At 38.5% G+C, this 17008-nt stretch carries 15 protein-coding genes; 4 read left to right on the forward strand and 11 right to left on the reverse strand.

The genetic code is table 11. The features are described 5' to 3' along the window. Positions 1 to 34 precede the first annotated feature (34 nt). Positions 35 to 1102: a serine hydrolase domain-containing protein gene (locus tag H8692_RS02495; protein ID WP_177267668.1), complete on the reverse strand. Its 1068-nt coding sequence runs from the start codon at positions 1100 to 1102 to the stop codon at positions 35 to 37. 103 nt (positions 1103 to 1205) lie between these two features. On the opposite strand from H8692_RS02495, the gene H8692_RS02500 reads away from it, so the two are divergent. Then, complete coding sequence (locus H8692_RS02500; protein ID WP_177267669.1) at positions 1206 to 2336, forward strand: aldo/keto reductase; 1131 nt, start codon at positions 1206 to 1208, stop codon at positions 2334 to 2336. A 165-nt stretch (positions 2337 to 2501) separates the two neighbouring features. On the opposite strand, the gene H8692_RS02505 is transcribed toward H8692_RS02500, so the two are convergent. The 4 genes from H8692_RS02505 to H8692_RS02520 form a co-directional block, all read right to left on the reverse strand. Continuing rightward, complete coding sequence (locus H8692_RS02505; RefSeq protein WP_243206875.1) at positions 2502 to 3017, reverse strand: flavodoxin family protein; 516 nt, start codon at positions 3015 to 3017, stop codon at positions 2502 to 2504. Between the two features lie 230 nt (positions 3018 to 3247). Beyond that, positions 3248 to 4534 (reverse strand): saccharopine dehydrogenase family protein, encoded by a 1287-nt coding sequence (locus H8692_RS02510; protein ID WP_177267670.1) that lies wholly within the window; start codon positions 4532 to 4534, stop codon positions 3248 to 3250. A gap of 225 nt (positions 4535 to 4759) precedes the next feature. Then, entirely contained in the window at positions 4760 to 6295 is a 1536-nt protein-coding gene (locus H8692_RS02515; RefSeq protein WP_177267671.1) for an AraC family transcriptional regulator, read from the reverse strand. Positions 6296 to 6597: 302 nt separating this feature from the next. Then, positions 6598 to 7314 (reverse strand): N-acetylmuramoyl-L-alanine amidase, encoded by a 717-nt coding sequence (locus H8692_RS02520; RefSeq protein ID WP_187524932.1) that lies wholly within the window; start codon positions 7312 to 7314, stop codon positions 6598 to 6600. Positions 7315 to 7501: 187 nt separating this feature from the next. On the opposite strand from H8692_RS02520, the gene H8692_RS02525 reads away from it, so the two are divergent. Both H8692_RS02525 and H8692_RS02530 read left to right on the forward strand, forming a co-directional pair. After that, complete coding sequence (locus tag H8692_RS02525) at positions 7502 to 8791, forward strand: alanyl-tRNA editing protein (RefSeq protein WP_187524933.1); 1290 nt, start codon at positions 7502 to 7504, stop codon at positions 8789 to 8791. Further along, positions 8781 to 10112 carry an MATE family efflux transporter gene (locus tag H8692_RS02530; RefSeq protein ID WP_187524934.1) on the forward strand — a complete coding sequence of 444 codons (1332 nt, stop codon included), beginning with the start codon at positions 8781 to 8783 and terminating at the stop codon, positions 10110 to 10112. Before H8692_RS02525 ends, H8692_RS02530 begins: the two co-directional genes overlap by 11 nt. 30 nt (positions 10113 to 10142) lie before the next feature. Here H8692_RS02530 and H8692_RS02535 read toward each other — a convergent pair whose 3' ends face one another. The 4 genes from H8692_RS02535 to H8692_RS02550 all read right to left on the reverse strand — a co-directional run bounded on the left by H8692_RS02535 (position 10143) and on the right by H8692_RS02550 (position 14776). Continuing rightward, on the reverse strand, positions 10143 to 11633 hold the full coding sequence (locus H8692_RS02535) for a 3D domain-containing protein (protein ID WP_187524935.1): 1491 nt from the start codon (positions 11631 to 11633) through the stop codon (positions 10143 to 10145). Positions 11634 to 11819: 186 nt separating this feature from the next. After that, positions 11820 to 13244, reverse strand: a complete 1425-nt coding sequence (pepV, locus tag H8692_RS02540) for a dipeptidase PepV (protein ID WP_177267676.1) — start codon at positions 13242 to 13244, stop codon at positions 11820 to 11822. A gap of 3 nt (positions 13245 to 13247) precedes the next feature. Then, positions 13248 to 13472 carry a NifU family protein gene (locus tag H8692_RS02545; protein ID WP_177267677.1) on the reverse strand — a complete coding sequence of 75 codons (225 nt, stop codon included), beginning with the start codon at positions 13470 to 13472 and terminating at the stop codon, positions 13248 to 13250. A 107-nt stretch (positions 13473 to 13579) separates the two neighbouring features. After that, the gene (locus tag H8692_RS02550; RefSeq protein ID WP_187524936.1) at positions 13580 to 14776 is read right to left on the reverse strand and encodes an ABC transporter substrate-binding protein; all 1197 of its coding nucleotides are present in this window, start codon (positions 14774 to 14776) and stop codon (positions 13580 to 13582) included. A 204-nt stretch (positions 14777 to 14980) separates the two neighbouring features. Between H8692_RS02550 and H8692_RS02555 the strand changes: the two genes are divergently transcribed. Further along, complete coding sequence (locus H8692_RS02555) at positions 14981 to 15523, forward strand: NADH peroxidase (RefSeq protein ID WP_177267679.1); 543 nt, start codon at positions 14981 to 14983, stop codon at positions 15521 to 15523. Between the two features lie 70 nt (positions 15524 to 15593). On the opposite strand, the gene H8692_RS02560 is transcribed toward H8692_RS02555, so the two are convergent. Further along, entirely contained in the window at positions 15594 to 16316 is a 723-nt protein-coding gene (locus H8692_RS02560) for an ATP-binding cassette domain-containing protein (protein ID WP_177267680.1), read from the reverse strand. Beyond that, a complete protein-coding gene (locus tag H8692_RS02565; RefSeq protein ID WP_177267681.1) occupies positions 16303 to 16977 on the reverse strand; it encodes an amino acid ABC transporter permease in 675 nt (224 codons plus the stop codon). The genes H8692_RS02560 and H8692_RS02565 overlap by 14 nt, the downstream gene beginning before the upstream one ends. Positions 16978 to 17008 lie beyond the last annotated feature (31 nt).

Raw genomic sequence — 17008 nt, forward strand, 5'->3', positions numbered from 1 at the left:
GAGCTATTCTATTTTATCATATTGTGTCAGACCATCACAATGCTTGGACAACAGCTGAAAAGAAATTTTCACTTACAGGTTCAATTGGAGCCTCTGATGTGTTGGACAAAATCACCATAGCTGCATCAAGCTGAGGACACAGCCAGAAACTTGTTCTAAAACCTACATCTCCTCCTTCATGTCCTATAAGGCGAAAACCATCCTGATTTCTGATAAACCATCCCATTCCCATTTCGGCACCCTTGTCAGGAGCGTCAACACGTTCAGTCCACATCTTATCATAAGATTCTGCAGATACTGCTTTTTTATCAAGATTGAATCTTGCCCATCTCAAAAGATCCACTGTATTCGATGTCAAAGTCGAGCTGGGAGCATGCTGTCTCGAATATGGATAAACTGTTTCAAGAACGACAGATCCGTCAGCTTTCCGTCTGTGAGGCATAGCCATTCCGGCCTTATCTACATTGTCAAGCTCCAAACTACCTGCTGTCCTTTCAAAAGTCAGAAACGTAGTATCACCCATTCCTGCAGGTTTAAAAAAATTCTCTGCAATAAATTCCTCAAAACTCTGCCCGGAAAATTCCTGTATTATCAGTCCCAGCAAATCATAGGAAAGATCACTATACATAAATTCAAAATCTTCCGGATCACTATTCATAACAACTCTTTTAACTTCATCAGAAATAGCATGCTTCCTAAGAGAATCCTCCCCCTTTTCCGCTGATTTCCAGTCCAATTCTTCGATATCCTGAAGTCCCGAAATATGACTCAACATATGATGAAGCCTGACTTTTTCACATCGTTTATCAGCGATTGACAAATATGGTAATAAATCGACTAATTTATCCTGCAAATCGAGCTTTTTCTGATCTACAAGCTTCATTATTCCTGTCGAAGTAAATGTTTTAGATATAGACGCACAGTGAAAAATGTCGTTCGGTTTCATTTTATCCCCGGTGATATAATTTCTGAATCCCCTGGAATCAACAAATATCTCATCTCCTATCATCAATCCCATAGCCAGTCCCGCCATATCATTGAGATTCGCAGTATCAAGAACGCCCCTACATATATCCGCAAGTTTTGCGGTTTCTTTTGCCATTGAAATACAACTCCTTTTTAAGTATAATTATGATATATAATATCATGAAAGTTTGTAATTTCAATGAATTCTTGTTATGAGAAGAATATTTTAGGAGTAAGAAATGAAATACAGAACCTTTGCAAAAATAAACGAAAAAGTCTCTCTTCTGGGAATGGGCGCAATGAGGTTTCCTGAAGAAAAAGACGGAAAAGTTGATGAAAACAACGCTGTGTCTATCATAAGGGCAGCAATTGATTCCGGAATTAACTACATAGACACTGCCTATCCCTATCTCAGCGGACAAAGTGAAGTCATCGTCGGCAAAGCGTTAAAGAACGGATATAGAGAAAAAGTTCTGATCGCCGATAAAATGCCTATCTGGTTAGCCAAAGATGAAAATCACATGAAAGAAATATTTAATACACAGCTTAAACGTCTGGATACTGATTCCATTGATATGTACCTTGTACACAGTGTAAATGTTCCTAACTGGAAGCGTGTAAAAAAGCTTAAACTTATGCCTTTTCTTGAAGAAATGAAAAAAAAGGGTAAAATAAAACACATTGGCTTCTCTTTTCATGATTCCTATGAGTTCTTCGAGGAAGTTTTGGACGATTATCCTTGGGAATTCTGTCAAATACAGCTCAACTATATGGATAAAAATATCCAAGCAGGCATCAAGGGTCTGAAACTGGCTGCAGAAAAAGGTATAGGAGTCATCATCATGGAACCTCTGAAAGGAGGGAGACTTACATCTGCCATACCTCCAGCTGTGCAGAAGCTGTGGGACAGCGCAGAAACAAAAAGAAGCCCTGCAGAATGGGCTTTTAAATGGCTGGCAGAGATGCCTGAAGTCACACTTATTCTAAGTGGAATGAGCTCTATGAAGCAGCTCGAGGAGAATATAAGAATAATTACTTCTGATGATCTTACCATATTGACTGATGAAGAAAAAAAACTGATCAACAAAGTATCGGATGAATATAACAGACTGATCAAATATTCATGTACGGGTTGCGAATATTGTCTGCCATGTCCTCAGAAACTTAATATTCCCGATCTTCTGGAATACTATAATGAATGGAATACTTATGGTCAAAACCCTTCTACAAAAATGGAATATATCGATTGGGTCGCTAAGGGCCGTCATGCCTCTGACTGTATCGGCTGCAGAAAATGCGAGAAAAAATGTCCTCAGAACCTACCGATTGTTCAGGCATTAAAAGAAGCTTCCGAGGCATTCGGGATATAGGTTATAAAATATACGGCGGATTACTATACAGTTAATTCCGCCCTTTTTTATTGCTCTTCCCTATGTTTACATAATTAAAAATATGTATTCTTTATTACATTTAAAATAAAAAATACATATTTTTTCTCATTATCAATAAAAAGTCTTTAAAGGACAAGATTGTTTCTAAATATTTCTCCCAAGCTCCCGACATTTATCAAGAGTCTCCTCAGTCCCATTATCAGGATCACAGACAGCAATCACTCCTCTGTCCTCAAGATCCATGTAATCTAAAATACCATTATATTCTCCGATAGCGCCGTCATAAACATCCGGTGACATTGAACTGAGCATCAATGCAGCCTTCGTAGCTACAGGAGGGTGATCAATAGCATAAATACGCTGAATAGCCGCCTGGATCTGTGCCGTCATAGTAAAATAGTATATCGGCGAGGCAAATACAAGAGCTTCACATTCTTCAAGCTCAGGATATATTTTAATCATATCATCCTTTTGGATACACTCTCCATCCCCCTTAGTATGACAATATTCACAAGCAAGACATCCAGCAATCTTCATCTTGCCCACATTTAAAACAGTCACTTCATGACCGGCTTCTTCCGCGCCTCCTTTGAAAGCCTCAACCATAGCATTAGTATTCACTTCACGTGGACTTCCCATTAAAACCGTTATTTTCATCATATCCTCCTATTTATCAAATTATTATTGATTTTTCATTTTACATCAAAATTTTTTATTTGTCACTATACCTATAACCGGCACATAAAATTTTCACGAACTGTTCCATATTTCCAAACCATAGACTTTGCTATGTTTTTTTAATAAACATGCTTTATCTGCTGTAAAAGAAAACGGCACAGCCGAAGCCGCACCGTTTAAAAACGATCTTGTACAGTTTTCACTATGTATTTTTATTTACCTACTGCATCCAAGAAAGCTTTTTCGTTTAATTCGTCTGCGTATTCTGAATCCATTTCTTTGATTCCTGCAGGGAATTCATACTTAGCCAATCTTTCTACGAACGGATCCGGATCGAAATGCTCAGGACCCCAAGCGCCTGCATCGCTCCAGATTCCTTTTGCGATGAGTTCCATCATGATTACAGGACCTACTGCAGTCTGCGCAACTACTGAGTTAGTAGTATACTTCTTAATGCATTCCTGGTTATCAGCAATCTGATACAGATATACTGATCTGTACTTTCCGTCTTTCCATCCGGTTACCCAAGTACCTGCGCAACCCTTACCTGTCATTGTTGTTGTTGCGTCAACAGGGCTAGGGATTACTTTGCAGACAAAATCTCTTGGAGTGATCTCGCTGTCTCCTACCTTAATCTTAGTTTTCTTATCTGAAAGACCATATTCAAATAATACCATTAATTTTCTTCTGAATTCAGCAGGAACACCGTACTTGAATGTTACTCTGTTACAATCAATTTCTCTTGGAACGAGAAGTACTTCTTCGTGCTCTACATTTACTACTTCTACGTCGCCGATTCCGCCAGGGAAGTTGAAGATCTCAGGTTCTGAGAACTGTTCCGTACAATACCAGTGACCTTCAGGATGTTCTTCGTCTTTTTCCCAGATTACAGGAGGCTGCAAGCATTCCTCGATAGTTGTCCATACTGAAAAACCAAAGTCTGAATCAGTATTCCCATAGTTATCTCCATCTCTTACATCAACTCTGTCTATCTTATCGAATAAATGCTTATCTGCATACTTAGCAAATACGTCAGCCATTCCCGGCTCTACACCTGAACCGCATATAGCGATTTTACCGGAAGCTTCCCATTCCTTCTGCTTAGCAAACTGATAATCTCCTAATTTGATATTAGCTAATTCATAAGGTTTCTCAGGATGTTCTGTACCTAATGTCATAGCACAGTCAAGATAACCGATCTTTGCTTCTAAGCAAGTATCGAAAATAGTTTCATTCATTCTTGGATCACAAGCATTCATAGCGAAATCAATGTCATGCTCAGCAACTACTGATTTAATGCTGTCAGCATCCATTGCATTGATCTGTGCAGGAACAAACTTTCCTCCGCCGCAGATCTCGTTGGCTACTTTCTTTGCTCTCTCAACGTCATAGTCAGCAACTACAACCTTCTCAGCCCAATCAGCCTCTGCTCCCTGTCTTGCAATAATCTTAGCTGCAGACGTACCAACTCCGCCTGCACCAATGATAAGTAATTTCATCTTTTTACCTCCATTTTAATATTGTCTAAACAATAATTTTCACTTTAATATGATGTATTATATTAATACTATCCTTTTTATCAGAAAATTTCAACAACACCTTTGTTCTAAAAGACGTATAAAGTTGCGTTTTTGCTCAAAGAGTGACAGCTATTCGATATGCATGCAATATACTCCATCCTGCTAAAGCAACCTTCCTTTTAACAACTGGTTAGAATCCTATATCTATACTCTGTCAATAAGTATAAGCTCTGCTCCAATACCATCAAATATCGTTCTGACACTTAATGCATCCGAACTTATATAATTGCCCGTACTAACTTTAGCCTCGGAAGAAAGCTTGTTTATAAGATTATCTCTTACACTTCGCTTTGTTTTTGTATTAGTCTCTCCGCTAATCTTAGCAAGCAGGTGCTCTCTCTCAAGACGATATCTTATTATTCGAAAATTACCTGAAAGCCCTGTACATCTGACTAAAAACTCTATTTCGTTTTCATAATTACGTACAATTCTCAGTAAATCTTCCTTATTCATGATTTTCCTGAGGTTTCTGCCGGCATTTTCATCAAAATTATACACAAGGATACTTAGGCTGTTAAGTGCCCCCGGATATTTACATTTAGTCGAAACTATATAATTTTCTCCGGAAGTTATTATCCCCTCGCTCATCTCCATGAATTTTCTATATGGCTCTGCCAGCACTTTATTAACATCTCTTTCCATTATTTCTGACATCACAGGAGGCTTCTTTTCAATTTCCGCATAATCATCATATATGTCTATATCTATGATAACAGGTTTAATCTTAAGCTTGTCAGCATAATCAGCATAGATACCCTTCACTTGTTTTCTTATAGCACTCTCTATTTGAGCAGGCGTAGCGAGAGTGTACTGTGCAGCAATATCACGGCTTATTATCTTTCCTATATACTTTTTTCTGTACTCCAGAGGATGCATACCAAACCACTGTTCAAAATGTTTTATGTAATATCTCACGGCAGAAAATCCGGTTTCCTCTGCTATGGCTCCTATTTTTTTATTCGTTCCCAAAAGCAGTCGTTCAGACTCCTCTACTCTTATATAACTAAGCAAGTCCTGAAAACTCAATCCTGTAGCTTCTTTTATTATATGAGAAAGATAATAAATGCTCAGGTGTTCTCTATCTGCAATCTCACTGAGTGTCAGCTTTCTCGTATAATTATCATACATATAATCAGTAATTCTGTTGAGTCTTCCTGCAAGGATTTTATTTCCTTTATTTTTCAGTTCATTTTTAAAGCGGCCGTTTTCCATGACAAAGTACTGAAAATCTGAGAGCAGACATGCTATGAGATTATGAGTACTCTCTATTACTTTGTGTTCATAGCCATATCCTTTCTGAAGTATCTCCATCATTATCTTGGCAAGCAGTGTCCTCAATACCTCTAAGCTTTCATCACTATCATCCTCTATATCTGTAACAAAAAAATTATTCTTTAGATTGTCATAATATCTTGAAAAATACGCCAGATCCATCTGAAACATCATTACGATATTGTCTTCTTCCGTCTTTTGAAAACTGTGCATCTCTCTGTCATTCAGGATAAAAATATCACCTTGCTTAAGTGTATAGGTATAATATCCATTTCTAAGAATTACGCTCCCTTCCAGAACATAAACCACCTCCATATCATCATGAAAATGGATAGGGTATTCATCGATACTGGCAGTTACTACATTGATCGGCAGCTCATCTTTGTAAATAATTTTTTCTTTCAACATTTTTACTCCTACCTTTACATTAAGTTTTATGTCAACCTATGTTCTTTTTATCCTCGACAACTTTCAACAACCAATTAGCTTTTAAAATATCAGCTTTTCAGAAGTTATCCACAGTTTTTTATAGATTGTATACGATTTTATCCAAAAGATGCTGTGGATAATTATTTTTTATATTTCCCCCATTTTTCAACGTTTATATCTGTCAAGTACCTTTTTTCAGCCAAAGTTATCCACAATTTTGTTCTTTTTATTTAACTATAAATAAAAACCTTTAAAATTCAACACTTTTACTGCTTAACATATTATCTTGAACTCAAATATTCACAAATACAATCACTTAGATTCTCAGAGATTTTTATCTGGAATTTTTTGTTTTTTAAGTTTCCGGCATCTTCAGGATTAGATAAAAAACCGCATTCGACTATTACTATCGGACCGGTTATATTTTTTAGCAAAAACACATCGCCTTTACCAAGCTCAGTTCTCTTTTTGTCTGTATTTATTTCATTATTAAACTTACTCTGGATTATTTCAGCAGCCTTCTTGCTTGCCTCAACTGCTTCTTCACTTCCATAAGACGGATAAAAAACCTGCGCTCCCTTAACAGAGCTGTCCTGCGTAAAACTGTTCAGATGTATGCTTACTGTCAAATCAGCCTTCGAATCATCTATTATACGCTTTCTTTCCTTCATATCCTGTGTTTTAAGACTTCTTATGGTACCTTCCTGAGATTCATCATACAGCCCTTCATCCTTATACCGGGTCATTATTACTTTTACACCCTCACCTTCAAGCTGTTTTTTCACTTGTTCTGCAATAGATAGATTAATATCTTTTTCACTGGTTCCGTCGCTGCTTTGTGCACCGCCATCCATTCCTCCATGCCCCGGATCCAAAACAACCACCGGCTTCTCTGCTTTTTTCCATACATATGAAGCCATTTCATTACGGCCGGGAATGCACAATACTGTACACACCAATACGAACGTCGCTAAAATATAAATACCTTTGCTCTTCATCTCACACCTCGCAAACATCCTTACTGGATTTTATTAAAACGAGGCTGCCTTTATTACAGCAAATTAATTATCTTGTATTTATTATAAAACACTTTTTAAAATTTTAACAGCATTTATTTGACTTTTTTGCCGCCGAAATATAAACTTCTATTGATATACTTGCTATTTCACAGGGGGTAGATATAAAATGAAAACAACAAAATTATACCAACAGAACAGATACATCAAAAATTGGAATACTGTTATAACATCAGTAGAAAGATCCGAAAACAATATCAAAGACTTTCTCATTACACTGAAAAGCACAGCTTTTTTCCCGGAAGGCGGAGGTCAAAGCTGTGATACAGGTCATATAAACGGTTATGTTGTTACAGATGTCCAAGAATATAAAGGAAATATATATCATACTGTAAAAACAGTTTCCCCGGATCAGTCTCTGTCCGAAATAATGACTCCCGGGACTGCCGTATCATGTTCTATAGATTGGGAACGGAGATTTGATAATATGCAGAGGCATTGCGGAGAACATATACTTTCCGGAATATTTCACAGTATGTTTGGAGGAGTCAACAAAGGATTCCATATGGGCCACGATCATATGACTATAGATATTTCCCTTGAAGAAAAGCCTGAAATAACAGAAATAACATTTGAAGATGCTATAAGAGCAGAACTTGAAGCCAATAAAGTCATCTGGTCAGATGCGCCCGTGACTGTTCTGAAATTCGACTCCAGAAAAGATGCAGAAAAGCTGCCTTTGCGAAAGGCTCTTGCTTTTGATGAGGACATTTCCATCGTATGTATAGGCTCTGCTGAAAACGTTTCAGACTGTGTCGCCTGCTGCGGAACTCACCCTGACACCGCAGGTCAAGTAGGTTTGATAAAGGTATATAAAGTAGAAAAATATAAAGGTATGTTCAGAATATATTTTGAAGCCGGACAAAGGGCTTTAATGGATTATAATATAAAACACCATATCCTCAGCGATCTTTCAAATAAATACTCTTCTTCTATAGAAGACTTTCCCAAAAAGCTTAAAGCGCAAGAAGAAAAATCTGTCGATATAAAAAATGAGCTTTTTCATTTAAAAAAAGCTTTCATAGAAGAGCAGTGCGGCAAACTGGATGAAATCCTCCGCAAGACACATGCTTCAGAGCCCAGCTCTGAGATAATAGTATATACACTTCCACAACTTTCCACAGATGATGTTTTCATTATGGCGAAAAAATATATAAATAAAAGCAAAAATCTAATCCTTCTTTACTCACAAAAGGATACATCATATATCCTCATTTCTGATGGAATCGTAAATTGCAGCCTTCTTGTAAAAGAATTCGCTCATGAATGCGGAGGGAAAGGAGGCGGAAACAGTTCTTCTGCCAGAGCTATATTCAATTCTTTCCAAGACGCAGAAATATTTGCAGAAAAGATCAGACAAAATTACAGAAAAATAAATGGAGAAAAACATGAACGATAGCTTTATGAAAGAAAAACCTATTTTACCGCTGTTTATTTCCATGGCGTTGCCCATGGTCATCTCAATGCTTGTAAATTCTCTGTACAATATAGTCGATAGCTTTTTTGTAGCACAGATCAACGAACAGGCTATGACTGCTCTATCTCTTGTCTATCCCGTACAAAATCTAATAAATGCTGTAGCCATAGGGTACGGGGTAGGAATAAGTGCGGTGATTTCTATATTTCTGGGAGAGGAAAACCATGAAAAAGCCAATATCACAGCCACTCAAGGATTGCTCTTTGCAATAATACACGGTTTTACCATCACTATACTGAGTATAGCTGTCATGCCTGCTTTTCTGAATGTATTTACCAATGATGAAACTGTAATTGAATACGGAACACAATACTCCGTCATAGTGTTTTCCTTTTCTACAGTTATCATGGCAGGACTCTCATTTGAAAAAATTTTTCAGTCTGTAGGAAAAATGAAAGTTACCATGATCGGTCTGTTATGCGGATGTATCTCCAATATCATACTTGACCCACTGTTGATCTGGGGTATAGGTATCTTTCCTGAAATGGGTATCTCGGGGGCTGCGCTGGCAACAGGTATAGGGCAAGTCATTACTCTGCTTATATATCTTGTAATCTACAAAATCCGACCGCTTCCTGTTAAAATAAAGCGGCCATATTTATCTCCAGATAAGCAAATAATTCTCAGGCTCTATGGGATTGGTGTACCTGCCATACTCAACTTAGCCCTTCCGTCCCTTCTTATCTCATGCCTCAACTCAATACTGTCAGCATATTCACAAAGCTATGTGCTTATTCTTGGTGTTTACTATAAACTGCAAACATTTATTTATCTTCCCGCCAACGGAATAGTACAGGGCATGCGGCCTCTTATCGGTTACAATTTCGGAGCCGGAGAATTCCACAGAGTAAAAAGAATATATAGCACAGCTCTGTGTATGAGCTGCGGTATGATGGTCCTCGGAACAGTAGTATGTCTCGTCGCTCCCGAACAGCTGATGAGCCTTTTTACTCACAATCAAGAAACTGTTTTATATGGAAAAACAGCTCTCCGTATAATAAGCGCAGGTTTTATAGTATCTGCTATATCGGTAACTTCCTCAGGCGCCCTCGAGGGTCTTGGCAAAGGGATTCAATCTCTTGTCATATCTCTGTTCAGGTATGTGATAATCATTCTTCCTTGCGCATATATTCTCTGTTTTTTTACCGGACCTACAGGAGTATGGACAGCTTTCGCCATAACGGAGATAACAACAGGTATTATATCTATTGTCATATATAAAAAAGCAGTCAGATTAAAATAATCTGACCGCTTTTTATATTTCACTGTAAATTTACTGTATATATATGGTCACATATCTTGCTCCCCAGCTTATACACTGACTCTGAGTATCCATATATATATCTATGGTATTTCCCTTTATATTGCCGCCTGTATCCTCTGCACGTCTGGCTCCGACTCCTTCAATATACACATTTGATCCCAAAGGTATAACACTTGGATCCACTGCGATCTCTCCGACTCTCGCTCTGGTTCCCATAGCAGTTCTTCCTCCGCCGGTATAGGCATAAGCTTTGACTACAAGTTTTCGGCTGTAAGACTTACCGTCAAAACTTATTCTCGTTCCCTTCGCTATAACTTTATCTACAGCAGCAGTTACTGCAGTTCTCGAGATTTCCTTACGTGATGATTCCACTCCGTCTATATAAGTAACGCTGTACGTAACACTGTCTTTCCCTTCACTGCCTTCCGTTACCACTTTAGTTTTGCCTTCATCCAGAGAACTGTCATTCTTCTCCACAGTCTCAAAAGGAACAGTCTCCTCAACAATTTCCTCTTTGATAACAACTCTCTGCACGACAATTTCCATATCTTTAGTCAGCATAGAATCCATAGAAGGTGTGACAATATCTTCTGCGCCTACCTTCACTCCGGCTTCCTTCAAAGCTTCATCTACAGTATTGGTAAGAGTTTTATATGATTTCGTCTCACCATCTGCCGTGACTTTAAAATCCGTGGCATGATCTATCTCTATCTCCATACCATCATGTATAAAAGCTGTAAGCGGCTCTGATATATAATCTTTATCATGAAACTCTATATCCTCTTTTTCCAGAAATGTCTCTACTGTATGAGCTTTACTTGAAAAAGTAAAATCTTCACCGTTTATTGTAGCATTTACTTCCCTGGGTATCATTGTCGTATATATGAACACAACAGAAAGAAGTATAAAAAACGATGCTGCTATAGATCCCTGAAATAAATACTTCCTATAAAAAGGTGACTTTTTTTCACCCTGATTTTCCTCTCCTGTATCACAGGATAAGAGCTCATTCTCATCTTCCGGCAGCTCCGATTCTATCTCCGCAGCTTCGGTGCATACCCATACATTCTCTTCACCTTCAATCTCGTAATTACTTTCTTCCGCTTCGTCAATAGTTTCCTCTGTAATATCCGAAACATCAGCAATCTCAATTTTATCAGAAGACTTATCACATATCTCAACTTTTTTAGTTTCTTCAGACTTTATCGAAATCTCAGCATTATCAGCCTCTTCATCATAAGTTTCTTCTATGTATCTTTCCTCACCGCCGGCATCAGCCTCTGATACAGCGATACGGCAAACTTCATCCCTTATATCCTCCGCATCATCTTGCACTCCAATTTCCAACTTATCCGTTATATCTACTGTAAGTTTCTGTTCTGTATCTGTTTCATCAATTACGGCTTCAGCAAATACTTCATCTATGTCTAATCTGTCGTTAGTATGTATACGGACGTTTTTCTCTTCTTTTTCAAATACATCCCTGATATTTATTTTCATACTATTCCCCCAACATAAATTTTATACGTATATATACATATGAATTTCATTGTAACAAAAAAAGAGCATTTGTCAAGTTTTGCGGCAACTTAACCTGTTAATGCTCTTTTTCACTTCCATTTATTTGAATATTTATGAATAAAAATTTATTTTATTCTATATTATACCTAAATCACCTTTTTCTTCTTAATCAAGCTCTGATAATCTGTAAATAGCTTCAGCATATATCTTCGTAAGTTTCATCATATTCTCTACCGAAATCTTCTCATTTTTCTGATGCATCAAATCAGGATCACCGGGAAACTGCGCTCCGAAAGCAATGGTATTCTTCACAGCTCTCGCATAAGTTCCTCCGCCTATAACCAAGGGTTTTCTTCCATCACCCGTATATCTTCTGTAGATATCCACCAAAGTAATAACCAGCGGATCGTCATCCGGTACATATATAGGCTCCTGATGCTTTCCTTTTACTATTCCCAGATCATAACCATCAAGAACTGCCATGATGCCTTCATATATCTGCTTATCATTGAAAGTAACAGGATATCTCACATTTATAGTAAGCTGGGCAGTTTTCCTGTCAGCTTCTATCATACCCACATTAAAAATAAGTTTACCTGAAGGTTCGTCTTCAAAGCCACAGCCTATACGTTCCCCATGAAAATCATATCCAATACACTTATTATAAAAATTTATAAAATCATTAATGCTCTCATTGGCAAAATTAAGCTGACCAAGGAATTCCATCATTATAGAAATAGCATTTTTACCCTGCTGCGGTTTTGCACCGTGAGCAGATACCCCACGTGTTGTTATTTCAAAACTTTTCCCCGCTCCCTTACAATTTATCTTGCAATCTCTTTTATCACGAAACTCTGCAACCTTCTGTTTTATTTTATCATACCCTGCTCCCGAACTGTCATACAAGACCGCCCGCGCAAAATCTGCCACAGAGTTTGCTGCCGTCCCGCCTTTAACAGAACTAAGCTCAAGGCCCTTTTCTCCAAAACTGTCAAACTTTTTAACTATATCAAAAACGATAATACCCATCTCGCCATGAATAGCAGGAAAATCCCCGTCAGGAGTAAAACCCATATCAGGCACACTGTGCACATGACTAAGATAATACTCCATACCATCCCAGTTAGTCTCCTCATCAAGCCCAAGTATAAGCCTTATAGTCCTTTTCGGTTTATACCCACATTCTTTCAAAGCTTTCATAGCATAAAAAGAAGCTATTACCGGTCCTTTATCATCTGTAGCTCCCCTTCCGCAGATATAACCGTCTGTTATCTCTCCTCCATAAGGATCAAAATCCCATCCATCGCCTTCCGGCACAACATCAAGATGTCCTATTACTCCAACTATACCTTCATCTGTACCATCGAAATCTATATGCCCGCCGTAATTATCAGCATTATAGACCCCAAAACCTTCTTTTTCTGCCATATCAAGCATATACTTAAAAGCCTCATGAACTTTTTCCCCAAAAGGTTTATCTCCTGACGCATCTGATACCACACTTGGTATAGATATAAGATCAGACAGAGACATGAACATCTCTGTCTGATTTTTATTTATTTTTTCACCGACATTCTTTAACAGTGTCATATTTTACAGTACCGCCTCTACTCCTGCAATTTCAGGATAACTTTCTTTTAATATTTTTTCAACTACTCCCTTTATGGTCATCTGTGCGCCCGGGCATCCTGCACAATGTCCCTGCAGCCTTACCTTTACTACATTATCGTCAGTATACTCTACAAATTCGATATCTCCGCCGTCTCTCTGAAGAAAAGGTCTTATTTGATCTAAAGCATCTTTAATTTTCTGTTCCATTTTAACTCTCCTTTATTGTTCATAATAACGCCGGAAACCCGGCGAAGCTGACTTTTTTATTATTCACATATCTAAACAATATATGACACTCTCTTTCATTATTCCTTCTATAGCGGCTCCATCGTATATAAAGAAATAATCTCGTCATTCTTCCACGTACTTATATATGCAGTTTTTATCGGATCTCCGCTTGTATTAAAAGTTATCGTCCCCGATGCGCCCTGAAATTCATTTTGGCTTTTAAGAATTTCTTTTATCTCTTCACCCGTCGCATCGTCATCCGCTTTATCTATAGCATCAAGGGCTATGACATAAGCATCATATCCAAGGGCTACCGAATCTTCAGGAACACTGTCTTCACCATATTTCTCATGATAAGCTTTCAAAAACTTTTCCGCCTCTTTATTTACTGTTTCTTCTGCTGAATAAAAATTTACAAAAGCAGTATTTGTCTCTGTAGCGGCCCCCTTCGTAAGAGATTTAAATTTCTTGTCGCTCCATTCCTTATCGCCGAGAAACATAACCTCTATCCCCATCTTATTAGCCTGCTTTATTATATTAGCACAGTCCGTGACATCTCCCGGAAGCAGAACACTTTTTACGCCTGACTTTTCTACAGCTTCCAACTGTTTCTCAAAATTTTTAGCCCCGGGTTTATAGTCTTCATATACTGTTATAGCATCTTCATTATCCGTCTCGGCTTTTATTCTGTCAGTAAAGGCCGTTGCCATGGCCATAGCCGCATCATCACCCTCAGGCAACAACACACCGGCTGTAACTTCCTTTTTTTGCTCCAACACATATCTGGCAAGAATATCTCCCTGATTTGAATCCACATAACAAACTCTGAAATAATAATCGTTATTACTGGTAACCAGCGGGTTAGTATTTGTCACAGCAATAGCCGGTATCTTAGCATCTCTTATGTAATCGCCGGCCACCATAGAATACACGCTTCCATAACTGCCCAATATAACAGTAGGCTTTTTCAATATCAGTTCCTTAATGGCTGTCTCTGCCGCATTGATATCCGAAGCGTTATCCGCATATTCAAGCTCTACAAATTTTCCGTTTACAGTAGGATACATCTCGTGAGCCAGTTCTATACCCTTGACCTCAAGTTCTCCATGTTGGCTGTCAACTCCAGTTATAGGTTCATATACTCCGATCTGAATCGTCGCCTTATTATCTTCAGGCTTATCTATAAAGGCCGCCTTAAAATTATCAAACGTCGTACATCCGGCAAAAACTGTTACAGATAAAATCATTAGTAAAATTATTGCTGTCACTTTATATATTTTCACGGTATTCACCTTTCCACACTATTACTGTCCATGATTATTAGTTATTATAACACGACGTCTCTATCTAGGTAAAGTGTAAAGCTGGTGTACTTTTTTTGCATTATTTTAGCAAAAAGTATTGCATTCTTTACCAAAATAGTATATTATACAAGAACAGCAAATGAAAATAATAATTAATTGAAAAATCAAAAGGAGGAGATCAATATGAAATGGGTATGTTCAGTATGCGGTTACACTCATGAAGGACCTGAACCACCGGAGAAATGTCCACAGTGCGGAGTTCCTGCGGATAAATTTAATGCAGTTGAAGACGGAGAAATTGAATTCGTCGATGATCACGTAGTAGGTGTAGCGCAGGGTGTTGATCCGGAGATCATCCAGGGATTAAGGGATAATTTTAACGGCGAATGTTCAGAAGTAGGTATGTATCTTGCTATGGCACGAGTAGCTCACAGAGAGGGTTATCCTGAGATCGGACTCTATTGGGAAAAGGCGGCATGGGAAGAAGCCGAACACGCTGCCAAGTTTGCAGAGCTCTTAGGAGAAGTGGTAACCGATTCCACTAAGAAAAACCTTGAAATGAGAGTTGATGCGGAAGCAGGCGCTTGTGCCGGAAAGAAAGAGCTTGCAACAAAAGCTAAACAGCAAAATCTGGATGCCATCCACGACACTGTTCATGAAATGGCCAAGGATGAGGCAAGACACGGCAGAGCATTTCAGGGACTACTTAAGAGATATTTCGGTTAGTATACAACATCTTCATAATTTACAACATAAAAAAGAAGCTGTCCCTTATTACAGGTCAGCTTCTTTTGCTTTACAGAACTTTACTTAAAAAGCTCTGAGTTCTCTCATTTTTAGGATTATTGAAAAGTTCCTCAGGAGTCCCTTGTTCCATTATAACTCCCTGGTCTATAAATAAAACTCTATCTGCAACCTCTCTGGCAAAACCCATCTCATGAGTAACAATAACCATAGTCATACCGTTTTCTGCCAGAGCTTTCATAACATTAAGTACTTCTCCCACCATTTCAGGATCCAGAGCTGAAGTAGGTTCATCGAACAGCATAACTTCCGGTTCCATAGCCAGAGCTCTTGCTATAGCTACTCTTTGCTTCTGTCCCCCCGAAAGAGATGCTGGATATGCATCAGCCTTATCCGACAGGCCAACCATTTCAAGAATTCTCCTGGCACTGTTCTCAGCCGCTGATCTACTGATACCTTTAACCTTAACAGGCGCAAGCGTTACATTATCAAGAACAGTCATATGAGGAAACAAATTAAAATTTTGAAATACCATTCCGAGTTTTTCTCTTATCTGATCAATATCTACTCCGGGGACATTTATCTTCTCACCATCAATAAAAACTTCACCGCCTGTAGGTTCTTCAAGAAGATTGAGACATCTGAGAAATGTACTTTTTCCGGAACCCGAAGGCCCTATCACACAAACAACTTCTTTTTCCTTTACAGTTTCACTTATTCCACGAAGAACACGCAATTTTCCAAAAGACTTTTCTAAATTTTTAACTTCTATCACTTTGCGCCAGCCTCCTCTCTATGTATGCCACCAATCTTGACAGCGTAAGCGTCATAACCAGGTATACGATGGCAACACCTATATAAGCTTGAAATGACAAAAACGAAGATGAAGCCCACAAGGTGCCTCTTCTGGTTATCTCAACTATACCGGCCACAGACAAAATCGAAGTTTCCTTTATAAGTGTTACAAACTCGTTTCCCAGCGCCGGAACTATTATTTTGAATGCCTGAGGAACGATTATATATCTCATAGTTTGTCCGCTGCTCAGCCCTAAAGACCTCGCAGCTTCCGTCTGGCCTATATCCACAGCCTGAAGACCGCTTCGTATAATCTCTGCCATGTAAGCCGAGCTGTTTACTCCGCACGCTATGAATCCCACTATTATCATATGCTCCCAGTTAAACTGTATCCCCATAGTGGATTTTATAAGTTGTGGAACGCCATAAGCTAATATCAGAACCTGAACGAGCAAAGGTGTCCCTCTCAAAATATCTACATATATTGTCGCCAATCCTCTGAGTACTTTAAATTTCGACCGTTTTGCTATAGCAACAAAGAGCCCTATTATCAAACCTCCGATTATGGCTACAAACGATATGGTGATGGTGACCGGGATACCTCTCGCTGCTACAACTATACCCTGCAAATACTCCGCCAAGCTAACGCCTCCTTTAAAAGTTAAAAAGCCG

The organism is Lentihominibacter hominis, assembly GCF_014385065.1.
GTDB lineage: Bacteria > Bacillota > Clostridia > Peptostreptococcales > Anaerovoracaceae > Lentihominibacter > Lentihominibacter hominis.

Coding starts and splice junctions, on each gene's coding strand:
- H8692_RS02495 (WP_177267668.1), bottom strand. CDS start 1,102: ATGGCAAAAGAAACCGCAAAACTTGCGGATATATGTAGGGGCGTTCTT.
- H8692_RS02500 (WP_177267669.1), top strand. CDS start 1,206: ATGAAATACAGAACCTTTGCAAAAATAAACGAAAAAGTCTCTCTTCTG.
- H8692_RS02505 (WP_243206875.1), bottom strand. CDS start 3,017: ATGATGAAAATAACGGTTTTAATGGGAAGTCCACGTGAAGTGAATACT.
- H8692_RS02510 (WP_177267670.1), bottom strand. CDS start 4,534: ATGAAATTACTTATCATTGGTGCAGGCGGAGTTGGTACGTCTGCAGCT.
- H8692_RS02515 (WP_177267671.1), bottom strand. CDS start 6,295: ATGTTGAAAGAAAAAATTATTTACAAAGATGAGCTGCCGATCAATGTA.
- H8692_RS02520 (WP_187524932.1), bottom strand. CDS start 7,314: ATGAAGAGCAAAGGTATTTATATTTTAGCGACGTTCGTATTGGTGTGT.
- H8692_RS02525 (WP_187524933.1), top strand. CDS start 7,502: ATGAAAACAACAAAATTATACCAACAGAACAGATACATCAAAAATTGG.
- H8692_RS02530 (WP_187524934.1), top strand. CDS start 8,781: ATGAACGATAGCTTTATGAAAGAAAAACCTATTTTACCGCTGTTTATT.
- H8692_RS02535 (WP_187524935.1), bottom strand. CDS start 11,633: ATGAAAATAAATATCAGGGATGTATTTGAAAAAGAAGAGAAAAACGTC.
- pepV (WP_177267676.1), bottom strand. CDS start 13,244: ATGACACTGTTAAAGAATGTCGGTGAAAAAATAAATAAAAATCAGACA.
- H8692_RS02545 (WP_177267677.1), bottom strand. CDS start 13,472: ATGGAACAGAAAATTAAAGATGCTTTAGATCAAATAAGACCTTTTCTT.
- H8692_RS02555 (WP_177267679.1), top strand. CDS start 14,981: ATGAAATGGGTATGTTCAGTATGCGGTTACACTCATGAAGGACCTGAA.